General features: G+C 62.5%; 17 protein-coding genes. 9 read left to right on the forward strand and 8 right to left on the reverse strand.

What is annotated here, in order from left to right:
- Positions 1–32 precede the first annotated feature (32 nt).
- Positions 33–503 (reverse strand): pentapeptide repeat-containing protein, encoded by a 471-nt coding sequence (locus PV761_RS10870; protein WP_347896617.1) that lies wholly within the window; start codon positions 501–503, stop codon positions 33–35.
- Between the two features lie 246 nt (positions 504–749).
- Entirely contained in the window at positions 750–1,376 is a 627-nt protein-coding gene (locus tag PV761_RS10875; RefSeq protein WP_347896619.1) for a DUF4145 domain-containing protein, read from the reverse strand.
- A 483-nt stretch (positions 1,377–1,859) separates the two neighbouring features.
- On the opposite strand from PV761_RS10875, the gene PV761_RS10880 reads away from it, so the two are divergent.
- The 6 genes from PV761_RS10880 to PV761_RS10905 all read left to right on the forward strand — a co-directional run bounded on the left by PV761_RS10880 (position 1,860) and on the right by PV761_RS10905 (position 15,809).
- Positions 1,860–2,933: a DNA cytosine methyltransferase gene (locus tag PV761_RS10880; protein ID WP_347896621.1), complete on the forward strand. Its 1,074-nt coding sequence runs from the start codon at positions 1,860–1,862 to the stop codon at positions 2,931–2,933.
- 354 nt (positions 2,934–3,287) lie between these two features.
- The gene (locus PV761_RS10885) at positions 3,288–7,973 is read left to right on the forward strand and encodes a DEAD/DEAH box helicase family protein (protein ID WP_347896623.1); all 4,686 of its coding nucleotides are present in this window, start codon (positions 3,288–3,290) and stop codon (positions 7,971–7,973) included.
- Entirely contained in the window at positions 7,970–9,580 is a 1,611-nt protein-coding gene (locus PV761_RS10890; RefSeq protein ID WP_347896625.1) for an NERD domain-containing protein, read from the forward strand. Before PV761_RS10885 ends, PV761_RS10890 begins: the two co-directional genes overlap by 4 nt.
- Positions 9,573–12,719, forward strand: a complete 3,147-nt coding sequence (locus PV761_RS10895; protein WP_347896627.1) for a helicase-related protein — start codon at positions 9,573–9,575, stop codon at positions 12,717–12,719. Before PV761_RS10890 ends, PV761_RS10895 begins: the two co-directional genes overlap by 8 nt.
- Positions 12,716–14,548, forward strand: coding sequence for a DUF1998 domain-containing protein (locus PV761_RS10900; protein ID WP_347896629.1), 1,833 nt, complete (start codon positions 12,716–12,718; stop codon positions 14,546–14,548). The genes PV761_RS10895 and PV761_RS10900 overlap by 4 nt, the downstream gene beginning before the upstream one ends.
- Positions 14,549–14,696: 148 nt before the next feature.
- The gene (locus PV761_RS10905) at positions 14,697–15,809 is read left to right on the forward strand and encodes a NaeI family type II restriction endonuclease (protein ID WP_347896631.1); all 1,113 of its coding nucleotides are present in this window, start codon (positions 14,697–14,699) and stop codon (positions 15,807–15,809) included.
- Between the two features lie 199 nt (positions 15,810–16,008).
- On the opposite strand, the gene PV761_RS10910 is transcribed toward PV761_RS10905, so the two are convergent.
- From PV761_RS10910 to hisC, 4 genes are all read right to left on the reverse strand, one after another.
- Positions 16,009–17,199: a DGQHR domain-containing protein gene (locus PV761_RS10910; protein WP_347896633.1), complete on the reverse strand. Its 1,191-nt coding sequence runs from the start codon at positions 17,197–17,199 to the stop codon at positions 16,009–16,011.
- A 268-nt stretch (positions 17,200–17,467) separates the two neighbouring features.
- Positions 17,468–17,725 (reverse strand): hypothetical protein, encoded by a 258-nt coding sequence (locus PV761_RS10915; RefSeq protein ID WP_347896635.1) that lies wholly within the window; start codon positions 17,723–17,725, stop codon positions 17,468–17,470.
- 192 nt (positions 17,726–17,917) lie between these two features.
- Complete coding sequence (locus PV761_RS10920; protein WP_347896637.1) at positions 17,918–19,330, reverse strand: amino acid permease; 1,413 nt, start codon at positions 19,328–19,330, stop codon at positions 17,918–17,920.
- A gap of 54 nt (positions 19,331–19,384) precedes the next feature.
- Positions 19,385–20,482, reverse strand: coding sequence for a histidinol-phosphate transaminase (gene hisC, locus PV761_RS10925; protein ID WP_347896639.1), 1,098 nt, complete (start codon positions 20,480–20,482; stop codon positions 19,385–19,387).
- 93 nt (positions 20,483–20,575) lie between these two features.
- Between hisC and PV761_RS10930 the strand changes: the two genes are divergently transcribed.
- Both PV761_RS10930 and PV761_RS10935 read left to right on the forward strand, forming a co-directional pair.
- A complete protein-coding gene (locus tag PV761_RS10930) occupies positions 20,576–21,079 on the forward strand; it encodes an Lrp/AsnC family transcriptional regulator (RefSeq protein ID WP_347896641.1) in 504 nt (167 codons plus the stop codon).
- Positions 21,080–21,197: 118 nt separating this feature from the next.
- Entirely contained in the window at positions 21,198–22,856 is a 1,659-nt protein-coding gene (locus tag PV761_RS10935) for a thiamine pyrophosphate-binding protein (protein WP_347896643.1), read from the forward strand.
- A gap of 351 nt (positions 22,857–23,207) precedes the next feature.
- On the opposite strand, the gene PV761_RS10940 is transcribed toward PV761_RS10935, so the two are convergent.
- Positions 23,208–23,663: a universal stress protein gene (locus PV761_RS10940; RefSeq protein WP_347896645.1), complete on the reverse strand. Its 456-nt coding sequence runs from the start codon at positions 23,661–23,663 to the stop codon at positions 23,208–23,210.
- Positions 23,664–23,888: 225 nt separating this feature from the next.
- Between PV761_RS10940 and PV761_RS10945 the strand changes: the two genes are divergently transcribed.
- Positions 23,889–24,845 carry a lipid kinase gene (locus PV761_RS10945; protein WP_347896647.1) on the forward strand — a complete coding sequence of 319 codons (957 nt, stop codon included), beginning with the start codon at positions 23,889–23,891 and terminating at the stop codon, positions 24,843–24,845.
- 23 nt (positions 24,846–24,868) lie between these two features.
- On the opposite strand, the gene PV761_RS10950 is transcribed toward PV761_RS10945, so the two are convergent.
- On the reverse strand, positions 24,869–26,071 hold the full coding sequence (locus tag PV761_RS10950) for a class I SAM-dependent methyltransferase (RefSeq protein ID WP_347896649.1): 1,203 nt from the start codon (positions 26,069–26,071) through the stop codon (positions 24,869–24,871).
- Positions 26,072–26,162: the final 91 nt, after the last annotated feature.

Below are 26,162 nucleotides of genomic sequence, written 5' to 3' on the forward strand. Positions count from 1 at the left end.
TATTTTCCCTTGTCAGAGCACCTTTTCGCCCTTTAAACACGCCCTTCAACGGCCGCCCGATGAAACCACGGGGCTAGCAAGGAATTACGAAGTTTTGCCGCCGACAGTCCTGCAGATTTCAAATTGGCTTGGTTAGCTGAAACTTTAGCGAGGTCGGCGGCACCAAGGTCAGCCTTTTCGAGCTTCAATCCGTTCAGATTCTCTCCCCTCAAATCAATCCCTTGAAATGGCCGATCCACAATTTGGTCTGATGATCGGTCCCGCACATACCTTAAGTTTTCCTGGCGGGCCTCTCTATCGGACCGCACGTCGTCGAAGTGCACCTGAACGAGCACAGACAAGATCGCGACAGTAAAACCTGAAAACAGGCCGACTAGAAGATCGTGATGGAAAGAGCCTCGGGAATTTTGCCTGTGAGGGACCAGCTCCGGGTGGAGTTCTACATTCTCTGGCATCGTTGTTGACCGTACTCTTACAAACGGCCGGCGGATAGGTGTCTTCACGATCCGACATTACGACACAACCCTAACAACGGCCCAACGACATCCTGACGTCGAACCGAAGGGGAGCCGGTTCGTCATACCATGACGGGACGAGGGACCACCAGGAAACTGCCGAGGAATATTCACAGATCTGCGACCATCCAGTTTTCGCACCCGAGGCGTTGACACACCTAGACTTATGCCGCATAAATACGCAACCAAAGGACTACCACTTGTCTCCTGTGGGGTAGGGCGCTTGTCAGTGATTCAGGGGTTGGCAGTAGGCCCTTTACCTGTGTTGAGAGCTTTCGCGTGGGCATCAATGTCGGGAGCCGTGAAAAGACGGTGGAATGCTTCATCGAGAACTCGGGCACCATCCAACACTTGGATCGCGGTTAGATCCGAAACTTCGTGCGTTCCCGCATTCCCTAACCACTTAACTGCGAAGAACAGGTCAGCAAGCTGAGGGCGGGCTGAATCAGCGTCCCCCCACTCTCTGATTCGGTCGTGAGCGCTTCTAAAAGCGCCGTTCGCTCCAGTAGATGCAATATCTTGGCTCGTAAGAAAGACTTCGACCGTAGCTCGCAGAGCAGTAGCTGCTAGACCGGGATCAACGAAGAGGACGCGCGATGCACGCGCTATAGCGTGTTTGACCTCATCGGTAGCGGCTTTGGGTGCCGCCATCATCAGTATGGGTGGGTGTAAATGCGTGATGGTGTAGTACACGGAGTAGTATTCGTCGTCTTCGACCCAAGATTTCTGAGATACGCCCACCGAGTAGTCCCCAGTCCCGTGGACTACTTGTTGGCACTCAGGATTTTCGCACTGACCATGAATAGTGAAGGTGCCACTAATCCACTCCGGATCCATATGCTCTTGCTCTTCGGGCGACATGAAATGTGGGTGCTCAGTGGGCGCCGAAAACCCGACATGCCCGGTCTGGCACTTCGGGCAGACTGGACGAGGCCACGGCTGACCGGATTCAAGAGTCTTGGCAAGTTCAAAGAGAGCGGGATCCACTGACATGGCTTGAGCGTACTACCGAACCAAGTTGCGCCGATGAGTCCGCCAGGGCATCGTAGGTTCATCCATTGATTCCGGAGGTCCTGGACAAAACAACGGCACTCACTAGCTAGTGAATCTTGGATTCTTCATGTCTCGTCAGGTCAGGACGTGCGGAGCGCCCGAACGGGCGGTCTTTGTTTTTCTCGCGGCGGCCAGTAGACCAAGGACCTGGCAAGTTCCGCTGATGATCTAATGGCAAGCGGGGCTACTAATCTCTTAGTGAGCTGCGGACCGATAAGATCGTGTCCCATGACCTTCGTGCAATCGGACCCGACTCCCTCTGACGCTCACCCGACTCCCTCTGACGCTCAAATGGTGGATCTCTTCGCCGGTCCGGGTGGCCTAGACGTCGCTGCGCGCTGGTTGGGTTTGTCCGTGGCCGGCATCGAGTGGGACGAGAATGCTTGCGCAACTAGACGGACCGCTGGGTTGGAAACCGTGCAAGGTGACGTACGGGAACACGGTCCGGCCGAGTTCCCCAAAGCGACGATCCTCGCCGGGGGGCCTCCGTGTCAGACGTACACCGTGGCCGGGGCAGGTGCTGGTCGTAAGGCACTGGACCAGGTTCTGTCTTTCATTGCGCGGATGGCCGATGGGGAGGACGTCACAACCGAGCTTGCGACGTTGGATGATGAACGTACCGGGCTTGTGCTGCAGCCACTGCGATGGGCATTGGAGGCGCACGAGGCGGGGAACGCCTACGAGGTGATCGTATTGGAGCAGGTGCCAGCCGTTCTGCCCGTCTGGGAGGCCATGGCGAGGGCCCTAGAACCTCTGGGTTATAAAACGGTGACCGGCATACTCCACGCCGAAGAGTACGGGGTTCCGCAGACCCGCCGCCGCGCGATCCTGATCGCGAACCGGTGCGGCATGCCCTTTCTTCCTGCACCAACGCACCAAAAATTCAGAAGGAAAGCTTTGAAGGAATCCACGGATCAGTCGGCGTTGCTGCCGTACCGGAGCATGGGCGAAACGCTGGGCCGACCGCAGCCTTTCGAGTTGGTCTCCAACTATGGGACTGGCGGCGATCCCAAGGCCCGCGGTCGGAGAACTTCTAAAGAACCCGCTTTTACTGTTACTGGAAAAGTCTCCCGAAATCGCCTGTTTTCACATGAAGGTGAACTTGATCGCCTTAAATTGTCAGAGGCTGGCCGGCTTCAGACATTTCCAGGCGACTACCCGTGGTCGGGTAAAGACGTATCCCAACAGATTGGTAACGCCATTCCACCCCGGCTGGCCGCTCACGTTCTAGCGGCAGCGCTAGGTCGAGAACTCCCTGCAGGTTTCCTCGACTTGATGACTAGAACAAAATGGACGGACATCGACGATGAAGCCAAAGATGGATCGCATATCAATGCGGATGCCGACGACGCACTGATGGTGTGAGCCAAGACGGTTATCGGTGTGGTCGAGTGGGCTGCCCGATTCCGAGAGGGCGTTTCCCCTTCTTTAGTCGGTCTATCTTCTCAACGTTCAGCGCCCCCGCCGTGGTGAGCTCGTTATCACGCAAATATGCGTCTTTCGTTGATGGCGACTTCTAGTGTTTTGCCGCACTCGGCGCAGCCCAACCAAGGGCCGACGTTGGTGGCTCTTCGAAGCGCTGTACACAAATACGCCACACGGCACATATTTGGATGATCATGCGCCTGAAGCGTTGTCTTCCTGGTTAGGATCGAGGAGTCTATTTGGGGAGGGAAATCAGCAGTGTCGCACGATTTTTTTTGGAACGAACCAGATCAAGTGCTTCTTGATTTCCTGAAGACGTGGCGCTCGGTGGTACCGCGGATCTACAGGGAAGATCCGAAGATGCTCGAGGAGCATGTGGGGCAAGAAAACTCGTTCCGCACAAGTGGCTATTCACGTCGCCAAGTCACTGAGCTGGTCCAAAACGCGGCCGATGCGATTCTTAGGTCGGGAAGAACGGGAAAAATCGAGCTCGTCCTAACCGACCGCTACCTCTACTGCGCGAATGACGGTCAGGAGTTCCACCAGGCTGGCATCGATGCGATCACACACGCGTACCTCAGCGACAAAAGGGGCGAAGAAATCGGTCGCTACGGCCTTGGCTTCAAGTCGGTCCTCGCCGTAACGGACAACCCGCAGGTCTTCAGTCGTTCGGTCAGCTTTCAATTCGGGGCACCGGAAGCTCTTGCGATCCTGGCTGGGGTTGGCGCGCCCGAGAAGAACCTGCCGATACTCCGCCTGCCCACGGCCCTGAATGCGGTGGAGGCGATCGACGACGACGTCATTTTGCGGGAGCTGACAGAATGGGCAAGCACGGTTGTGCGTCTTCCGCTACAGCAGCACGTGGATTTGGAGGAACAACTCCTCGGCTTCCAAACTCAGTTTCTGATTTTCACACCCCACGTCGAGGAATTGTCTATCAGCATAAGACGTGATGGTGCCCAGCGGGATGTCCAGCACTTGTGCCGATCATCAGGGCAATCAGTTTATGAACTGACGGGGCCCCGACTCGGTACCCAGAAATGGGCTATTTTCAAGAGAGAGCACCAACCGTCATTGGCGGCACGACGAGAAGTCGACGATGCAATCGCCCGGAAATCAATCCGCGTCACCTGCGCTATGCCCCTGGACGCGCAGGGTAAAGAAGGCGAGTTCTGGGCCAACTTCCCACTCTCCGAACGGACCTCCGCCGTAGGGATCTTCAACGCCCCTTGGGCGCTCAGTGAGGATCGCAGTCACATTCTGACCGAGAAGAAGTACAACGCCGAGATTTTCGAAACGCTGGCTCAACTGTTTGTCGATTCCCTGCCGAACCTCCGGACACAGGAACAACCCGCGGGGCATCTTCGCTACCTCCCCAGCCGACCGCAGGAATCCTACTCCCCAGCGGATAAAGCCCTGATCTCACACATCCACCGCAAGGCTTCGGGAGCGGCTCTTATCCCCGACTCCATGGGCCAGCTACGCCACGGATCCGAAATCATCGCCTTGGACTATGCTGTCGTTCTCCCAGCGAGGGCAATGGCCGAATGGGCTGCTGCTCCTCATACTCCTGAGAATGTGCCGCATGTGTCGTGTTATGAGGATGAGAGAAGCGGGGCTATCCGTGTTCGACTGCGGGACATTCATCGTAGAGCGTTCGCTGATGCCCGGGCCCTTCTGCAAAGAGATCTTCCCGCGTCCAGCAATGAGCTCGACGCGTCAAAGTGGTTGAACATGCTCGGCGACGTCGACGACGTGAGATACTCGCGGACGGCCTTGGAGATCGTTTCGGGTATCGGCTCGGACACCATTCGTGGAATCGTGGCCTCCGCTCGAATCGTGCCCACGGACAGAGGTCGGCGGGTTGCTCTCAAGGAGCATGGACAGGTTCATCTACCTCCTGAGGGCGGCGCCGAGGTGTCAGGGTATGAACTGGTGGTGGATGACATCGTCGCGAGTGCGGTCTGCCGCAGGGTCCTAGGGCAGTTCGGGTTCAAGACGTTGGATGCGGAGCTCGTTTTCGCGTCGACGCTCTCGACTATGGGGCTTGAGTCGACGGATGGTCAGTGGGAGGACTTGTGGGACCTATCGCTGAATCTGGAGCCGCGCCGGTTTGTGCTGCAGTTGGAGCAGTGGCGGCGTGAGGGCAACATCGTCAAGGTCAGGACGAAGGCTTCGACCTGGCGTGATAGTGAGGAAGTCTTCGCGCTTCAAAGCCCTGCCGTAAACCTTCCCTGGCCGGATCGTGTACTGGCGACTAATTTCGCCACCGAGGACGTCGTCAAGGTCCTGGGGATTGTGACGGGTTTCTCGGCCCGGTACCCGGTGATCGAGGAACCCGAGTTCGAGCAGTATCGTGCCTGGGCGGTGGACGAGGTTCGGAAAGCGCAGGTCGAGGACAGGGATTCCGCGCCCCAGGAGTGGTATTTCGCGGAGGAACGAGGCGCAGGGCCCATAGGTCTGCTTCATAACCTGTCCGACTCTGGCTCCGGCCTGACCGATGACCTCGTGAAGCTCACCGAAGCCCTGCTCAGGGTGAATGCGACCCGAGAGTGGACCCTGCACAGCCCTGATGGGTCAGAGACCTTCTCAGTGACAGCCCCGCACCTGTGGGCTGTGCGAAGGTGGGGACTGGCGGAAACCTTGTTCGGGGCCGTCGTACCCGCAGCACGCGTGGTGTCACCTGTCCTGCAAACGTTGTTCCCCTGGGTTCCTCTACCCAAGAACTCACACTTCGGGATCCTCCCGTTGCCTGAATCCATTGAGGACGTCGACATCGACATCCTCGTGGAGGGTATGAGAGCAGGCCAGGGCATGCAGGCGACTGGTGCACTGACCACTTCTCTTCTGGCCTTCCTGTCCGCGGTCCTACCGAGGATCCGCGGAGAACAGCAGTGGACAGGTGAGGTCCCGGCCGTACGGGACCAAGTGATCGATCTGGTCCCGGCACGGCAGATCTTCATTGCATCCGATCAAGAGCAGGTCAACGTCCTGCGGCGATCGAAGAACCCTTACATCTTCGTCGAAGACGAGACCCTCCGCGACGTCCTCTTCGAGCATGCGGACTTTCAGGATGCCGCAAGCGCCATCCGGCTCGAGGTAATCGCGCAGCAGCCGGCCGAGGCGGTGTTGCTCACGGACTGTGTGCCGACGTTGCAGGGTTTGTTGGACCGGAAGGATCGACGGCTCACGATCACGGAGTGCGCTGGGATCGTGGCGCGTCAAATGACGCCGACCGGTGCTCAGGAGCAGCTTCTGGGGCGAGTGTTTCATGACGGGACGATTTACGTGACCGGCGATCCTTCCGACCGGAGGGGTGTACATGACCTATTGACCTGGATCAATCAGGAAGTCGGTCTGGGGCTCAGTGCCTCGGATATCGACGGTGTGGTGCAAGAGCTCGCTGCTGCTGATGCGAATGAGGTGCGAGAACGGTGTCGTGCCGCGGTATCGAACGTGGACCGGTTGAAGGTGTTGGCGTCGCCGCAGCAGCTGGATGCGAAGCTCCCGGATGGTCTGACGGGGACCCTCGTTGCGATGGGGACCGACGTGCGAGCACAGGACATGGCGCGGCTGTTCCTCGATTCGTACGGTACCGACAGTTTGAGCTATATCACGGATGAGTTGAGGGCCTTGGGGTTGACGCCTCCTGAGAAGTGGGGTGGGTTGGGGCCAGCGCGTCGATTCGTCACGGACTTGGGGTTCACCCCGGATTTCGCGGGGAGGTCCAAACCATCCCGACCGGCGACGGAGACCGTAATGGGTAAGCCGGGCCTAGGTGCGTTGCACGATTATCAGAAAGAAGCTTTGCAGCAGCTGCGGTTCTGTCTGCGATCAAATCCCGGCCACGCCGATAAGGCTTTGTTAGAGTTGCCGACAGGTGCGGGGAAGACCCGGGTGGCTGTGGAGTCGTTGGTCATGGCGTTCTTGAACAACGATTTCGCGGCTGTCGGTCCTGTGTTGTGGATCGCTCAGTCCGAGGAGCTGTGTGAGCAGGCGATCACGACGTGGAGCGAGGTGTGGCGGGAACTCTCCGACGAGAGGTCGTTGAGCATTAACCGGTTCTTCGGGACGCACCGGCCTCAGGCACCCGAGTTGGAGTTGAGCGTCGTCGTGGCGACCGACGCGATGCTTTACGAGCACATCGACGATGATTCTTACGACTGGATCTATGCTCCGGTCGCCGTGATCGTTGACGAGGCACATCGGGCGGCGGACAACAAGACGTACAGGAGGCTCTTCCAACGTCTGGGGGTGGATCTCGGGAACCGTGAGCGCCCTCTGATCGGCCTGTCGGCCACTCCTTACCGAGGAAGGAACGCCGAAGCGACTGCTTTGCTGGCAAGACGGTTCGGTAACAACCTCGTGCAGACGTTGGGCCCCGATCCGATAAAAGAACTCCAGGATCGCGAGGTTTTAGCACAAATCGATCATCAGGTCCTTCCGGGTGCCCGGCTGACCCTTGATGATTCGGAGAGGAATCGCAATAACCTTTCCCAGGACACGTTGGACAAGGTGGGTGCGGACCGGGAGCGGACCAAGGGTATCGTCAAGCACATCCTGGCATTACCCGAGGACTGGCAGGTCCTGGTGTTCATGCCCTCGGTTCTCTCGGCCCAAGTCCTGGCAACGATCTTGAAGAGCGAGGGCGTCCAAGCGTCGTCGGTGAGCGGCCGGAGCTCTCGTGGAGAACGCTCGAAGGTAATCTCCGATTTCAAGCGCGGGTCCCTCCAGGTCCTCGTCAACTGTGACCTGTTGACGCAAGGCTTTGACGCGCCGCAGATCCGAGCCCTCTACGTCGCCCGACCTACGTTGAGCGAGAGCCAGTACGTGCAGATGGTCGGTCGTGGACTACGCGGACCAAAAAACCGTGGATCCGAACGGTGTCTGGTGGTGAACCTCGAGGACACCATCGAGAACGTCGACGTGGACTTGGCATACCGAGGATTCACTCAGTACTGGGGAGTTGAAGTCTCATGAGGTTGATCCCACCGACCGAGTACATCGACGCCCAAAGCCTTGCCGAACGCAGGGTCGCCGAACACCTTACGGCGATCCGCTCCGATGACGGCGTAGCGTACCACTCGGTCCACCTCCCAACGCACCGCAAACAGGTGATGGGCGAGGCGGACTTCGTGGTCCTGTGGAAGGGGGCGATCCTCGTCCTGGAGGTGAAAGGAGGGCGGATTGGACGGACCGAGGACGGCGTCTGGTACTCCATAGACCGCCAAGACACCCACCATCCCCTACGACGCAGCCCCTGGGTGCAGGCCAAGGACGCCGCGTTCGCCCTCCTGGACATCCTCACCAAGCACACCGACGAGGGCGGGTGGCCGTTCGCCTACGCCGTGGTGACTCCCGACCAAAACCTGCCCCCGGACACGGAATGGATCCCACAACAACATATCGGATTGGACAGGATGACCCCGGCAGGTCTGGAAGGCAGCCTAGACGCGCTGGCCCGCTTGGCCCGCACACCACCGGATGACCCGGAGCACCCCAGACGCCAGGCTCTGCGACCAATGGGGAACCTCTCAAGGGTCATGACCCACCTGCGCCGCGAGGTCGACGCCATGCGCACCGTCCCGGACACCGAGATGCTCATCGACCAGAACATCGTCACCATGACGGACGAACAAGTCGACGCCATGCGGGCCTTCGAACGCAACAGACGGGTCCTGGTCCTGGGCGGGGCCGGGACGGGCAAAACCGTCGTCGCGATCGAAGCAGCACGACGAGCGGTGGCAGGCGGCAGCTCGGTGGCCTTCATCTGCGGCTCACCCGGCATCATCAAGTTCGCCTCGAAGCTGCTGGACGACAGTCCTGTCCAGGTGGTGGCCTTCGATGCAATCCCCGACACCCCTGTCTTCGACGTCGTCGTCGTCGACGAAGCCCAGGACCTACTGAATCTGGAGGACATGAGCCGGCTTTCCGAGTCACTGCGCGGCGGGTTGCAGGAGGGCAGGTGGTGGATATTCCTGGACCCCAACAACCAGACCCACCTCAGCGGGGTGTTCGACGAAGGCGTATACCAGGAGATCCAGGCCGGTGCGATCATCGTCGACCTGACCAGGAACGTCAGGAACGCCCGCACCGTCGTAACCTCGGTACAGTCCCATCTCGGCGTGGACCTCGGAAGCCCACGCATCGGAGAAGGACCGGATGCGTCGATCGTGCAGGCCCGGACCCCTGACGAGGCCCAACGTCTCCTGGACGGGCGCCTGACCGCCCTCCGGGACAAAGGTGTCGCCCGGAGGAAGATCACCATCATCAGCGCCGCCACCGACCCCTCAACGTCGATCCTTACCGTTGAGGGCCGAATGCCAGCCAACTACACCGTTGGCAACCAGTCCTACGAGGTAGTCACCGCAGCCGACATCAAAGGACTCGAACGCGAACACGTCATCGTCGTGGACGTCGAGGACCTAGACACAACCAGGGGTAGGGCTGGCTCCTACGTCGCGATGACCCGCCCCAGGTACTCCCTCTACGTCATCAGCTCCCCCGGCGCCTACCAGATTATGGGACGGAACGCGCTCCAGTACCTCCAGCAGCAAGTAGGAAAGACCGGTGCCCACAATGCATGAAACCCTCGGACGCCAACAACGCGTCGTCGAGCACCTCGAAAAGCACTATCTCGGCCCGATCGACGGACCGGAGGAACTGCTCAGGAACAAACCGAACGCCACGTACCTCGTCGGAGTCCTCTATCCCGTCGGCATCGGCACCGGAACCGAGGACGAGGAGGAGGTACAACTCGCTGGGGAGGCAACCACTGCCGAGGACGGCACCGACGGCACCGAGGAACTCTCCATTGACATGGCGAACGCCTACCAGCCCTCCTCCAGCGCTCTGTCGTTCATCCACGACGGAGACGCCGTGGACATCGACCTGGGATACGCCACCTACACCGAGGAGAGGACCGACACCCACACCGCCTGGCGGCGCCACGGCCACCACCTCGCCGGCATCCGCTGGGAGCAAGGAACCGTCTCGGGGGGCCCCGGGGACGGGCGGGTGGCCCTAGACGTACGATGCCGACCCTTCGGCCAGAACAGTTCCCTGGTCACTGTGGCCATCAGGAACACACGCGAAGCCCCGAAGAACGACGAAGGAGTAGGACAACTCCACACCGAGGACGCCCTATACCAGGTCGGTATGACCGTGCGCTCCGTCGGGGGCCGGATCCTGCCCTACCGGTCGGTCGAAGACCTCCGACTGGATTCAGAACAAGAAGAACTGGCGGTACGTTACCGACACCGCCAGGTCTTCGCAGTCGGCCACGGCAGCTCCGTGCGCTGGGATCACGACGACACCGGCGGGTGCGCCTCCGTGTCCCTGGACCCATTACCGCGCTACACCGTCCCGACCGTCGAGGCCAAGAAGAGTACCGCCGACATCTTACGCCTGGGCCGTCTTACCTGGATCCAGGACGACACCGCAAACGTCCTAACCGAACTTCGGGCCTTCGTCGACGACTACCGACACTGGACCCAGGAACAACAGGACCAAGCACAAGGGCTCCCCGACCACCACCGTCCGGCGGCCGGTCGGATCACCGACCGACAGAGCGACGCCGTTGAGCGCATGCACGAAGGCATCACCCTGCTCGAGGAATCCTCAAGCGCCAGGGATGCCTTCCGTCTGGCCATGGCCGCCATGCACGAGCAGATGCTTCAATCGAATCGCCCTAAAGCCACCGGGGCTGAGGAGCACACACCGCGGGGCGAACCGACGTGGCGGCCGTTCCAGTTGGGGTTCATCCTCGTCGCCCTCACCAGCACCGCGGTTGCCGACCACCCGGACCGCGACATCGTGGACCTGATCTGGTTCCCCACCGGTGGAGGCAAGACCGAGGCCTACCTCGGGTTGGCGGCCTTTGAGATCTTCCGGCGCCGTATCGAGCACGGTATCAGGGGTGGCGGTACGGCCGTCATCACCCGCTACTCTTTGCGCCTGCTCACGACACAACAATTCCAACGCGCCGCGACACTCGTGTGCGCCATGGAACGCCTCAGGGTGACCGATCCACTTGCCCAGGGTATGGCGCCGTTCACCATTGGCCTTTGGGTCGGTAACACCACCACCCCCGGCACGCAGAAAGAGGCGATTAACCGCTTGGAGGCCACCCGGCGAAAGGAAATCCCCGACAACCCGTTCCAGCTCACCGAATGCCCCTGGTGTGGGCACCGCATGATGCCTGCGACCAGATCCGAGAACGCCGAGGCCTATGGGGCCGCCCACTCGGCCGGAGACATCTGGCTCCGCTGCCCGAACCGAACCTGCCGCTTCCACGACCGGCTTCCCGTCGAGGTCGTCGACGAGAGGATCTACAAGTACCCGCCCACCATCCTGTTGGCGACCGTCGACAAGTTCGCGCGACTCCCCTTCAAGCAGGAGGCGGGGGTCCTCCTCGGCGCTGGCGCCGGGGCGAACGAACCGCCGTCGCTTATCCTCCAGGACGAGATGCATCTACTCTCCGGCCCCCTCGGCACCACGGTCGCGATCTATGACGCTGCCGTCCTGGGCATCATCGGGGAAGTCGGCGGGCGCCCGAAAATCGTCGCTTCCACCGCGACAATCCGTTCCGCCGATGACCAGGTCAAGGGCCTCATGGCCCGGGAGGTCCAACTTTTCCCGCCCTCAGGGCTCAACGAGGAAGACAGCTACTTCGCCCGCCCCACAGAGGACCCCAAGGCCCCGGGCAGGATTTACATCGGGCTCATGCCTCAGGCCTTCACTCAATCCACCTCCGTGGTGCGTGCGATGGTCGCCATGCTCGAAGCACCCGCCCGAGCCGCACAAGGACCCCAAGATGTCAGGGGCACCGACGCATACTGGACGACCGTGGCCTACCACAACAGCCTGCGCGAACTCGGGCGGACCGTCACCCTCATCCGCGACGACGTAAACAGTATGCTCGCCACCCGGCGTGGACCCGAAGGTTGCACACGTCAGATCCGTGGTGACGGGATGGTGGAGCTGACCAGCCGTGTGGATGCCGAGGACCTTCCCAAGGCCCTACAACGACTCGGACGCGGCGTCGACGAAGGTGACGCTGTGGACGTTGTCGCCTGCACGAACATGCTCTCGGTCGGTATCGACGTCCCACGGCTGGCCCTTATGCTCATGAACGGTCAACCCAAGACCACCTCGGAGTACATTCAGGCCACCAGTCGCGTCGGACGCGGCGACGTGCCGGGTGTCATCGTAACGCTGTACCGCGCGACCCGCCCCCGCGATCGCTCCCACTACGAATCGTTCCTCGGCTATCACCAGGCGCTCTACCGCAGTGTGGAACCGACCAGTGTGACCCCATGGTCCACCGCGTCTAGGCACCGCTCCTTGGCAGCGGTCTTGGTGACCATGGTTAGGCACCTGAGCTCATGGCGCGAAGACTCCCAGGCAGTACTCTTCCGAGCCGATTCCAACGTGGTGCGTAACGTCCGGGAGACAATTCTGGAGGTCGTGCAACGTTCGGACCCCGACGAGTACCAAGCCACAGAAGAGCATCTCGACCGGTTAATCGACCAATGGCGCATTCGCACCTCACCGGACCCCGATACCGGAGTATCGACGCTGCGGTACCAGCCCCTACGGGCGCAACACGACGAGCCAGCTCTGATGCGCGCCTTCGACGAGGACCGAGAAGGATGGGCGGTCATGAACTCCATGCGTAGCGTCGATTTGAACATCAACATGAAGATCATCGGGGAGAAGGCATGAGTCCCAAAGCCACGACAGGGCAGAACCACACACCGCAGATTCGTCAGCTCAGACTGCAGGAGACCATATACCCGTTTGGGGTTGGAGCCATCGTCGACATCAAGAGCGAATCGTTCATCGGCATGGACACAGCCACGTGGAACGAGAAGACTTGTGAGCCCTTGTCCTGCCCGCCGCTGGAACGGGCATTGGGGGTCCTACAGCTGCGTCGCCCGCCGACCGCAGGAGAATTTAGCCGCAACCCGAGCTTCGCCCTGCCCTACCGACGCTTCCCGAAATGGCGTTTCTGCCAGGACTGTACCCTGATGTCCGACCGGGTCCATCACAAGAACGGCGCCAGTACCAACAACTGCTCCCGGTGCTCAGGACCGATGGTCCCGATGCGCTTCATCGCCGTCTGCAAAGCCGGAGGCCACGTTCAGGACGTCGATTGGCGGCGGTGGTCCCATTTCCAGTCCTCAAACGACGAACAACACCAGTGCAGGGACTTCGGGCACCTGGAACTGCGGACCACCCCGGGAGCAGGCGAAGGACTGCGCTCGCTGCGAGTCATATGTCGCTCCTGTGACTCGTCGAGGAACCTCGGGTCGCTGGGTCGGGAGACGTCTTTAGCCGAGGAAGGGTACAAGTGCTGGGGCCTGCAGCCGTGGGAGCCGCAGGACACCACCAAGGAGTGCACCAGTGAACTGCGGGTCGTTCAACGCGGGTCCACCAGCGTCTACCAGGCAGAAACAGCCTCGGCGATCGACATCCCGGAAGTGGAATCGGCTACACAGGCCCTGCGTAACAGCGTTCTCCAGAACGACATGTTCAAGGGCGTCTTCGGTCAGCAGCAGGGCCCGCTATTCGATCTTGCGATTCCGCTCATAGCAACCCAGACGGGAGCCCCAGAGCACATGGTCCGCCGACTATTGACGACCGACCCCGCCTCAGACACCTCACATCTGCAGAGCAACCTCCACTCAGGAGAATGGGCGGCGTTCGACAGGGTCCTGGCCGGGGACGCGGATGTGACGAATCCGGACTTCGACGTGCAACCTTCCGACTACCCCCGAGAACCAGGCGTACTGCCGGCCCTGGCCGGGCTGGTCTCGGACGTCGGGCTGGTCCGTCGACTGCGGGAGGTACGAGCCCTGCGGGGTTTCCGCCGCTACGAGCAGGAGGACTTCACCCGTGTGGATCTCGGAAGTATCGACGGCCTCAAGTGGTACCCGGCCATCGAACAGTTCGGCGAAGGAATTTTCCTACGCTTCAACGAAGAGGCCCTGCGCACCTGGGAGGCCGACCCCTCAGTCCAGCGGCGGACACGGCATTGGATTGATCGAGGGGCGAAGCTTGCGAACCGGAGAGTTGTCATCTCCGATCTCCACCCACGCTACGTGCTTTTGCACACCCTGGCACACCTGTTGATGCGCCGATTGGAGTTCCAAAGCGGGTACTCCGCGTCGTCCCTGTCCGAACGTATTTACGCTTCGAACGACGGCCCGGACCCGCAGGGCGGTTTGTTGATCTACACCAGCAGTGGGGACGCCCAGGGCACCCTCGGTGGCCTTGTCCGTTTGGGCGAGGCCCGGTACTTCTCCCGACTGCTCCTGGGTGCGGTAGAGGACGCAGACCGGTGCTCCAACAACCCCGTATGCGCCGAGAGCCGAGGACAAGGTATGAACAGCCTGAACCTGGCGGCCTGCCACGCATGCAGCCTTACCTCCGAAACCTCCTGCGAGCGCAACAACATATATTTGGATCGTAAGCTTCTGGTGGGTGATGAGTCCGTGCCCGGCTTTTTCCGCACAGTCCTGATGGATGCCCGGGCGAACATCGGAGGTTGAGCTGCTTAGGGTCTCATATAGGACGCTAGTGTCTCCGACAACGCTGATTAGGGGCCCGGAAAGGGCACCCACAACGGGGCACCACGCGCCTGAACGACATATATCTTATTCAGACCGAGCATTTCCGATCCATGTAAGGTAACGGACGATGACTGCTAACGCCTTTGATGATCCGTTCACTCTTTTCAGCGACCCGCAATGGGCCACAGAAGAACAAGAGAGCACGAAAGAAGCGGCTGGATCCCGGAGGCCACAAAGGGCCCGGCCCTCTTCTCCGGACCCGGGCAAACGTCCGGAACCGGCGCTGAAGGCGCGTCCCCGCCGGACTGCTGCTGTTCCACCTAGTTCAGTACAGGACCCGGAAATCCACCAAATAAAGGACTCAATTCAAACGGCCGACCCGGCGGGGGGCCGGTGCGGGCGTGCCATACGAAATGCCCTCGACCAAGCCTATGACGGTCGGCGGACAGGACGCTGGGATTTGACTCAGCTAACGAAAGCAGAATCAGCCCACGTTGGACCACTTATCGAGATCTGGCTTCAACGGGTGCTCAATCTCGACGACGGCATCACTACCTCGCTCGAGATCGCAGGATCCGATGTTGCCTGTACCTGGAGTGAGAAGCTCGACGGCTGGACACTGGACCGTCCCGTTCCAGAGCAACGAGAAGTGCCCTACTTAGTGATATGGGCCAACGAGGAAACCTCACGGTTCAGCCTTGGGATCCTTCGCCCCGGCCCTGACTCTCGAGGAGTGGCATCGATGGACCGCGGACGCCCCCGATTGTCGCAGGTTGGGATTGACCAGATTTTATGGGTATTCAACGGTTGTCCCCTACCGGCCAACGTACTTGCTAAACACCCCAAGACGGCTATGGCGGCCGTAAGTCAATCCTCGGGCCAGAAAGCCGTCAACATGTTGTTCCGTCATTTACAAGGTGAGCTTGTGCAACATTCGGCCGTGGAAACGGTCGCACAGCAGATCGACTCCTCGAAGCGGGTCCGTGAGGCTCGAGAACAGCTAAGGAACGAGGGGATCGTCATTCTGGGGCCCTATCATCCTCAGCCTGCGATCGCGGCCGCACTCGGGCTGCCGTCCCCGCGAGTGGGGACCTTCGTGAGTCACCGTTTAGCCCCCATGGAAGCCGGGGAATTCGGAGCCGGCGCGGAGATCGACGGCGGCAGATGGCGCCTAGCTGTCCCAGGTGATCCAGTAACCAAGGCACCGACGCTCCCCGTCCTGGGCAAAGAAAGCGCATGACGCTTACAGGCTGGCCGGATTAACGACGGCGACCGGAAACACCTTCGTTCGGAGCAGTGTGGTAGTGACTCGATAGGGGCGCCCAGAGAGAGCACATCCTCGGAAGCCCGAGATAAATTGAAATGCAGGACAAAATGGCAGCTACACGCAAAGAGGCCAGGAGCACATTGCTCCTGGCCTCTTAAAGATCTACTTACGGTTATTGGACTTGCGGCTTCTTGTGTGAGTACACCCAGCTGTAAAGCGTTTTGTACAGATCAGCCTGGCCAGCGAATCCAGCCTGTGACGCCATCCACGGGTTCCGCTCATTGTTCTCAAGGTTGACCTTTTCCCAGTCCACTGCCCCGAGAGAGCTAACGAGACTCCTCATGCGCTCCTCAAAATTGGGGGCTTCCAGCGCGCTGCTGATGATGTCCTTGCCAAGCTTCGCCAGCGATGCAACACCGACAAGCTCTTTGATGCGGTACTTAGGGGCATATTCAATTTCTTCCCCGTCTTCGTTAAGGCGAACGCGAGTCTCTCCGGTCCAAGCCTCAGCGCAGGCCTCGGCTACCAGGCCCCAGTACGTACGCGCCACTTCATCAACATCCCTGTCAGCCGCCTCAAGCCTTCCCAGCAGCTCACTAGGAAACATCGATGCGGAGGAGCGGCGCAGACCCTCGAATGTCACGGGCTTGTTGGGGTCACGCGCCCCCGTCAGATTGACCTGCCCATGCCACACTGAGTCTTCATGCCGCGCGAGCATGGTGGCAATGAGGCGAATGCGCTGCGCGTGGGTGGTGAAGCCCAACTCCACTGCGTCCGCTTTGGTGATTTCGATCAGCGCTTTCGGAAGCTTTTTCTGCTCTGTATTGATGACGTCAAAGAACGTCGCTTCCTGGTTGAAGTCCAAACCGAAGTACAGGCTCACCGGCACCAACGGGCAGAACGACGAATCCTTTTCCCATGCCTGGACCAAGCCAAGGTAGCGGTGCTGCCCGTCCACAACGGATAGCACGGGCTCATCAAACTCACTCAGAATCCGGTCAATGTCGCCAGCCGCGAAGAGCTCAAGAAAGCGATCGATTGCCGATTCACCCTTAAGGCGGACCGACAGGATGATGGGGGTTGTCCGCGTGGCGGGTTCGCGCTTCAGGTAGTAGTCCCGGATTTTGGGAATCCGTTCACTCATCGGTTGGCGCTGGTATCCATGGCGGTCGAGAGCCGGGGACTCCGGGTCGGTGTCTTCGAAGTTGCTAATGAAAAACAGCCTCTTCATCGCCGCTGGCGTCATGGCCGCTGATGCTTCGTTGTAGGGGTCCAAGACTCCGAGGAGCGCAATGTCACGCCCCCGAAGCGGAGTTCCAAAAGTGCTGAACGCCTCAGCGGGCGTTACTGATGCAGTAGTCAATTTAGTTCCTTAGAAAAGGCCGGTGGCCGTTTAGTCGCAACTGGCCCCGAGGGCTGGTTGCCTAGGATGCGGTTGTGCATCTAGATGTAACTGTGACACGCCTGCTTTGCAACTGTCAAGTTACGCAACACGTGGTTCTCAGTGCTGATTTTCGATTGCTTAATGAAACACGCCGTGAAGCGCCTTCCTGAGCACCGTCGGAGCTGGCAAGTCCGCCATAGTCGCGAACCGTCCACCCGACCAGCAACCTGGAGGGACTCGACTTCGTTCAAGATATGCGTGAGCTTGTCGCCTGCCATTCGGAGAGATATCCAACATTGCGGAAGTCGTTCCACACCACGGCCACGGCATTCGGATCGGCGCTAGCGCGCTTATCTCTCGCCAGGAACGCCAGATGCATGTATAGCGCACCTCGTCCGTCGCACAGGTAGCAGCCCCGACCGAGGCAACGGCGCGGTGTCGTGCTGAATTCCGGGAAGTGGGCGGCGTTTCCGTAGTCCACCTTGTGGCGCTTGATCGTCTCCATGACGCCGAGCCCAGTGCCAGCCGTGGCCACGCATGCGAGGCCCTCGCTTCTCGCGCAACGAGACACAGGCGCGCGCGGTATGTCGAAGTACGGCAGGCCGGAATTCGTGGCAATCAGTCCGGCTACCAGGCACTAGTTGCAAAGAGGCGCGCCCGGCCAAAGCCGGACGCGCCCTTCGGGTGGCCCATCTGTTCAGTCGACAAGCACTGGCTGCTTGGCACCATCCGAAGCCTCAACAACCGGCGCAACCTTCCCGTTCCGGTGGTGCATCCAGTTCGCCACCGCCAGAAGCGCCACGAGCGCGAACGTGCTCAGAAGCTGGGGACGGGAATCCTCGCCGATGAAGCCCACCGTGAAGATCGCGGCGAGGATGACCAGACCAAACACCGTGAGCCATGGGAAGCCGGGCATCCGCAGGGGAAGCTCCGTCCCGTCGCGGTCGGCGCGGAGGCGCAGCGCGAGCTGGGCGAGGAGCGCGGACGTCCACACCAGCAGGCAGGTCGAACCCACGATGTTGAGCAGGACGGGAAGGACCATTTCGGGGAAGGCCAGCTCCAGCACAACCGTGACAACGCCAAAGGCGACGCTGGCCAGGACTGCCACCACCGGGACACGGGCAGTGGACACCGAGGCGAGCATGCGCGGTGCTTCGCCCCGCTCCGCGAGGGAGTACGCCATCCGTGACGCACCATAGAGGTTGGCGTTGAGGGCCGAGAGCAGTGCCGCGACGGCCACCAGGGTGATGGCGGTGGCTGCGCCGGGCATTCCGGCCGCATCCAGCACCGCGGCGAACGGGCTCTTCAACCCCGCCGAACCGACCGGAACCACCGCTGCGATCACGAAGATGGCACCGATGTAGAAGACCAGGATGCGCCACAGCACCGTGCGGACCGCCTTCTTCACGCTGCGGGCAGGCTCGGCGGTCTCAGCTGCCGCCACGGAAACAATCTCGGTGCCGCCGAACGCGAAGGCCACCACGAAGAGTGCAGTAGCAATCCCGGCGAAGCCGCTGGGCGCGAAGCCGGCTCCGGTGAAGTTGGACAGGCCCGGCGACGGGACGCCCGGCAGCCAGCCGAAGAGCAGCGCAGCGCCCACCAGGAGGAACCCGACGATTGCCGCCACCTTCAGGAGCGCAAACCAGAACTCGAACTCGCCGAAGTTCTTCACGCTGGTGAGGTTCACGGCGGTGAGCACCACGATGAACACGAAGGCCATCAGCCACACCGGCAGGGCCGGGAAGATGGTGGCCAGCAGGCCTGCCGCACCGAGCGCTTCGGCCGCGATGACCACCACGAGCTGCAGCCACCAGAGCCAGCCCACCGTGGCACCGGCCACCGGCCCATAGGCCTTGGCGGTGTAGACGGAGAAGGCACCGCTGTCCGGGTTGGCGGCGGCCATCTCGCCCAGTGCCCACATCACCAGGATGATGAGGGTGCCGGCCACGAGGTAGGAGATCAGCACGGCCGGGCCGGCAGCCTGGATGCCCGCGCCGGAGCCGATGAACAGGCCCGCGCCGATGGCGCTTCCGAGCCCCATCATGGTGAGCTGGCGGGGTTTGAGTGCCGCGCCCAGTGCGCGGCCAGACGTCTTTGTCTGTTGTTCCATGGGGAGTCCTCTGGTTGTCGGTGGAACGGATTGGGGTAACAGGAAAGTCGGTTGTCAGGCTGCGTGGGCTTCCAAAAGCCGGAGCACACGGTCGTTGGAGTCGGCGTCGGCAACGGTGATCCGCACGCCGTCGCCCTGGTACGCCCGGACCATGATGCCGGCGGCGTCGAACGCGGTCACCAGCCTCGCGAGCAGATGTTCGTCGGCACGGATCCACAGGAAGTTGCCCTGGCTCGCCTGCAGTTTCCAGCCCTGGACTTCCAGCAGTGCGGTCATCCGGGCACGCTCCTTCTTGACGGCCGCCACCCGGGTTTCCATCTCCTCCCCCGCGTCCAGCGACGCGATGGCCGCCCTCTGGGCCAGCGCGCTCACCGAGAAGGGAAGGGCGGTCCGGCGCAGTCCCTCGGCAATGTCCGGCGACGCCACGGCGTAGCCCACGCGCAGTCCGGCGAGCCCGTAGGCCTTCGAGAAAGTGCGCAGGATGCAGACGTTCGGGTACCGGCGGTAGAGCGCCAGGGAATCGGGGCCGCTGCCCGCTTCGGCGTACTCCACATAGGCCTCGTCGATCACCACGAGGATGTCGGAGCGGACGGATTGCAGGAATGCCTCGATGCGTTCGTGACTGATCGGCACGCCGGTGGGATTGTTGGGGGTGCAGAGCAGGATCACCTTCGTACGGTCAGTGACGGCCGCGGCCATGGCATCAAGGTCGTGGCCCTCAGCGCTGTCCAGCGGAATGCGGACCGGCCGGGCGCCTGCCAGCTCAACCAGGATGGGGTAGGCCTCGAAGGAGCGCCACGCGAAAATCACTTCATCCCCGGCGTCGCACAGTCCGGTGATGATCTGCTGGAGGACGCCGACGCTGCCGGGTCCCACGGCAACCTCTCCGGCCGTGACGCCAAGGTGGCGGGCAAGCCGTTCACGGAGCTCGACGGCGGCACTGTCAGGGTAGCGGTTCATCGTACCGGCCGCTGCGGCCACCGCAGCGGCGGCAGCGGGCAGCGGCTCGTAGTGGCTTTCGTTGCTGGCCAGGGCTGCAATGTCCACGCCGGCGCTGCGCCGGCCCGGGACGTAGGGCGGAAGTCCGGCCACCGCGCCGCGAAGGGCGGGAAGCGCGGTGTCCGGTGCGGTCAGGATCTGATCACGGGTCATGAGGACTGATCATGATTGTGACCCGCCCCACAATGCAAGATACCCTCAAGCCATTGGGACTTCTGCTCAACTTCTATTAACTGTGGTGAAAATATGACCATCCCGAACCCCCGCACCCTGGATTCCTTGGACGGCAGGATCATCCTGGCCCTGGACAAGGATCCGGAAGCCAGCGCCTTGGCACTCTCACGGACACTCGGCGTCGCACGGAACACGGTCCACGCCCGGCTGGCACGGCTCGAGCGCAGCGGCGCCCTCCGCTCCTTCAGCCGGAGGCTGGATCCCGCCGCGCTCGGCTACGACCTGATGGCCTTCCTCTCGCTGTCCATCAGCCAGACCCGGACAGGTGCGGTTGAGGACGGGCTCGCCGCGATCCCGGAGGTCATTGAGGTGCACGCCACCACCGGGGACGCGGACCTCATGGCCAAGGTGGTGGCACGCAGTACCGCCGACCTCTACCGCATCACCAACGAGATCCTGGAAATCGAGGGAATCCAACGGACCAGCACGGCCATTTCCGTCCTGGAACTCATGCCGCCCCGCTACGACGGCCTCCTGAGCCGGCTCTCCGAGCAGGAAACCCGCCCCTCCCACTAAACACGGGTGATGCACACCAACTGGGCAAATTTTCACTCATACCTGCATCTGCCTGCCAAATATCCCAATCAGACTCCACTCTCTTGCCTATCTGTGAACCAGCCCACATGATTCCTGCATGACTACTCTCACCGTCTCCGGCCGCGTGGCACAGGTTCTCAGCAGCTATGTCAGCGACGTCTTCGGCGTCATGGGCAACGGAAACGTCTACTTCCTGGACGCCGCGGAAAAGCTGGGCCTCCGCTTCTCCGCCGTCCGCCATGAAGGCGCAGCCATCGCCGCGGCCGACGCCTACTACCGGACGTCAGGACGCCTCGCCGCGGGCACCACCACCTACGGCCCCGGCTACACCAACGCGCTCACCGCCCTCGCGGAGGCCGTCCAGGCGCAGATCCCCGTCGTGCTGGTCACCGGCGACGCGCCGAGCAGCGGCGCCCGGCCCCAGGACGTGGACCAGGCAGCCATCGCCGCAGCACTCGGCGCGGCAACCTTCACCGTCACCCGCGACGCCGCCGGCTCCATCACACAGCAGGCCGTGGACTACGCACTCACCAAACGCACCGCCGTCGTGATTGCCATCCCCTACGACCTCGCGGCACTCGAAGCTGCGGACGAAGAGCTTCCGGCGCCGCTGGCAGCAGCGGTGATTGACGACGTCGACAGCGGGCTTGGGCAGGTAGCCCGCCTGCTCGCCGGGGCGAAGCGGCCGCTGATCCTCGCCGGCCGCGGCGCGCACCTCGCCGGAGCCGGCCCGGAGCTCCGGGAACTCGCCGACCGCCTCGGCGCACTGACCGCCGGAACCGCCCTGGCGCTCAACCTCCTCAAAGGCGAGGGGTACTTGGGCGTCGCCGGCGGTTTCGGCACCGACACCGCTGCCGGGCTCATGGGTGAGGCCGATGTGGTCCTGGTGGCCGGGGCAAGCCTGAGCCCCTTCACCATGAGGTTCGGGCACCTGATCGGCCCGGACAGCACCGTCATCCAGATCGACGCCGCCCTGCAGCCGACGCACCCCCGGGTGGATACGTTCGTCAGCGCGGACGTGAAGTCTGCTGCCGGGCGCATCCTGGGGATGCTGGACGGCGAGGCTTCAGCAGAAGCGTGGCGGGCGGAAGCCCGCAAGCGTCTGGCCGAGGGACCGGGCCATCAGGCAGGCTCAGCGGAGACTCCGGACGGCCGGCTGGACCCGCGCTCCCTGGCCACGGCACTGGATGCCGTGCTGCCGAAGCGCCGCACGGTGGTCCAGGACGGAGGGCACTTCGTCGGCTGGGCCCCTATGTACTGGAACATCCCGCGGCCCCAGGACCTGGTCATGGTGGGCACCGCCTTCCAGGCCATCGGGCTGGGCCTTGCCAGCGCCGTCGGGGCAGCCCGTGCGCTGGAAGACGGCCGCACCCTGGTGCTGGCCTCCGGCGACGGCGGTTTCCTGATGGGCCTGTCCGACCTCGAATCGCTGATCGGGGCGGCGAGCAGCGCCGTCGTCGTGATCTACAACGATGCCGCCTACGGAGCCGAAATCCACCAGTACGGCTCCCAGGGCCTGACCGAAAAGCCCATGCTGATCCCCGAGGTGGACTTCAGCGGCGTCGCCCGCGCTCTCGGCGCCGAGTCCGCGATCATCCGCTCACTGGCGGACCTGTCCGCGCTCCAGGACTGGATCGACGCCGGCGCCAAGGGAACTTTCGTGGCCGACTGCCGCATCACGGCCAGCGTCCGGGCCCCGTGGATGAGCGAATGGATGAAGGCCAAGCAGGAGGCGAAGGCGGCGGTGGCGGGCTAGCGGGGAAGAAGCCGCCACAGCGACTCGACCTCGCCGCCGTCGAACGCAAAAAGGGGAAGCCCCACCAGCAATGCTGAAGGGGCTTCGACTGTTTTGATTCCGTTATGACGAACATCATCTCCCGAACTTGCGGGAATTCTGGCGCTTCCTGCCTCGTCATCGGCAGACCACGTGGATCAGATCCACAGTGTGTTCCAAGGTTCCCTGTTGTTCGTTCCCGTCCTTCTTTCGAAGAACGTATTAACAGTGTTACGCCTAGTTTTCCGAAGGCGCAAGAGCCAATCTTCCCGGGGATTCCGGCGTTCCTAACGGTGCCCGCCAGCCATCCCGGAGCAGCAAGCTCCAGGAGAATCACGCCTTGCGGTGAACCACCAGGACAGGACACTGAGCGTGGGTGACAACCTGGGTGGAGTCCGAGCCCAGGTGCAAACCCGGAAATCCCCCATGACCCCGGGATCCGACGACAATAAGATCCGCGTCCTTGGCAGCGTCCAGAATTGCCGAAGCAGGTGAAGGAGTGTCTACCAGCTCCCCAGCCGCGGCCACGCCTCCGTCTGCGGCGGTCTTCAGTGCCTCACCCTGGCGTGCCCGTGCGACTTGCTCCGGGGACTCTTCGGCCGCAATCTCACCTGCCGCCGTTTCCAGGACAGCGGGATACCACGCCATCGGGGGCTTATTCCAGGCTGTGACCAGGCGGAGTTGGCCATTGCGTTGCCGGGCCTCATCCATGGCCCAGTCCAGTGCAGCCCGGGAATATTCGGAACCGTCAACACCGACAACTATCAAGAACGAACCGGTACTGGTCATCTGCCTTTCCTTTCACTGCCTCGCCGAACCGGGCCGCGCCTTACCCTGTGAGCGTGCGGGGTTCGGTTCCAGCTGTCGTGGTTCCATCGGACGCTCATACCGGCGTCGGGGGTAGAGTCCAAGGTCCCCGGCGTCGCGGGCCGAGCGACCACGGCTCAGCGCCTCGGATGTATCTCCCGCCGGCGCCTTAGGAAACCCACAGGTCCGCGCCCTAACATGGCCCTCATGAATGCTGCCCGGGACGCCCGCTCTGCCGCCGTCGTCATCAACGCCGGATCACGCAGAGGAGCTGCACACGAACTTGCCGTGGACACGATGCGGAAAGCAGGCGTGCCCATCTCCGCCGTGCACCACGTGCTGTCCGGCGGCGAGCTGGCCGGGACGCTTGACCGGGTGCTTGCGGCCGGCCACGACCTGGTGGTTGTCGGCGGCGGTGACGGGACCGTGTCCTACGCCGCCGGCCGGGTTGCCGGTACCAACGTTGCGCTCGGCGTTCTTCCGCTCGGCACCGCCAACGACTTCGCCCGCACGCTGGAGATACCGAACAACCTTGCCGAGGCATGCGCCACCGTCGCCGAAGGGAAGGTGGTGGACATCGACCTCGGCCGGGCCAACGGCGAGCCGTTCCTCAACGTCGCGTCCGTGGGCCTGTCCGTGGCTGTGACGGAGGCTCTGAGCCCCCGCCTGAAGCGGTACATCGGGCCGCTGGCGTACAGCATCGCCACACTTCGGGCCTATGCCCGGCACAAGCCGTTCCGGGCCCGCCTCGAATTCCCCGAGGGCGACCACGAGCCGATGGAACTGGACAACCTGCTTCAGGTGGCGGTCGGCAACGGCCGGCACTACGGCGGCGGCAACACGGTCTCGCCCACCGCAGGGATCGATGACCATCTCCTGGACATCTACGCCATCCTGGCCGGCCCCCTCCGGGAGCACGTGAGCATCGCACGGCTTCTCAAGGACGGCAGCTTCATCGAACACGACCGGGTGCACCACCTGACAAGCCGGCACGTTCGGCTGGTCACCGAGCCGCCGCTGCCGGTGAACCTCGACGGCGAGATCGCCACCACCACGCCCGCCGACTTCACCGTCCAACGCAACGCCGTCCACGTGGTGGTGCCCCCGAGCAGCACCAGCGCGCTGTTCGACGGACCGGGCGCCGCGGCCGGGCCGCCGTCGTGATTCCCGACGGCGGAAGGTTCTGACTATCGGGGAGCAAGCCGCCACAGGGACGTGACCTCGGCCGTGCGCGCCTCGAACAGGGGATCGTCCCGGTCCGATGCCTTCGGATGCGTTGGCTTGGTGTCGAGCCGTTCCATCACCTTCAGGCCGGCCGCCTCGATGGCGGCCAGCAGATCCTCACGCGACCGCAGGCCAAGGTGCTCGGCCAGGTCGGAGAGGACCAGCCAGCCCTCCCCGCCCGGCTCAAGATGGTCGGAGACTTCGTTCAGGAAGCGGAACAGCATTCTGCTTCCGGGGTCGTAGACTGCGCTGTCCAGGCTGGAATGTGGCGTGGCCGGAATCCAGGGCGGGTTGCACACGATCAGCGGCGCCCGTCCGGGCGGGAACATGTCCGTCAGGACGGCCTCGGCACGGTCCTGGACACCGAGGTTTCGGAAATTCGCAGCGGCACAGGCGATTGCACGCGGTTCATTGTCGGTCGCCACCACGCGGCGGACGCCCCGGCGCGCGAGGACGGCAGCGAGCACCCCGGTGCCGGTTCCGACGTCGAACGCCAGCGTGTCAGAGGGCAGCGCTGCGGCGGCGACAAGATCCACATACTCGCTCCGGGTGGGGAAGAACGTGCCGTAGTGCGGGTGGATGCGGCCCTGCAGGGCATCGACGTGGACGCCGTTCCGCCGCCACTCGTGGGCGCCAATGGCCCCGACAAGCTCATGCAGGGACACTACGGAAGGTTCGCCGATATCGCCGTACGCTTCAGCGGCGGCCTGCCGGATGTCCGGTGCGCGGCGCAGCGGCACCACCGGGCCCGGATCAATCGGAATCAGCAGCAGGCCGAGAACACGTGCACGGTGCGAGCGTGACTGGCGGTGCCGGTAGAACTTCTCGGCCGGAGTTGCTTCGATCCTCTTTCCGGCGCCGATCCGGCGGTCCAGGGCGTTGAGGATCTGCCGTGCGTTGTGGAAGTCACCATGCCAGAGCATCGCGATCCCCTGCGATGCCATCCGGTTCGCCTCATCGGCCGTCAGGGAGTCGGAGACCACTTCGACGCGCGTCGGCGCCGGCCTGCCGTTCGCCGAACGCCACTGCGCGGTCATGCTCTCACCGGCCTCAACCCAGGTCACGACGGCGGGATCAACCACCGCAGCGTTGCTTGAGGGCTTGAGGGCCGGCGTCGGGATTCCTGCGGGAGCTGGCGTCTCGGTAGTGATAAGGATCCATTCCAAGCGTCAGAGGAGCCGATCGGCGACTGACGATTGCGGCGGTGATTCCACGACGTGGATGGCTACGGCCCAGGATTCCGGACCGTCATCCGGC

The organism is Arthrobacter sp. CC3 (genome assembly GCF_039907775.1).
GTDB lineage: Bacteria > Actinomycetota > Actinomycetes > Actinomycetales > Micrococcaceae > Arthrobacter.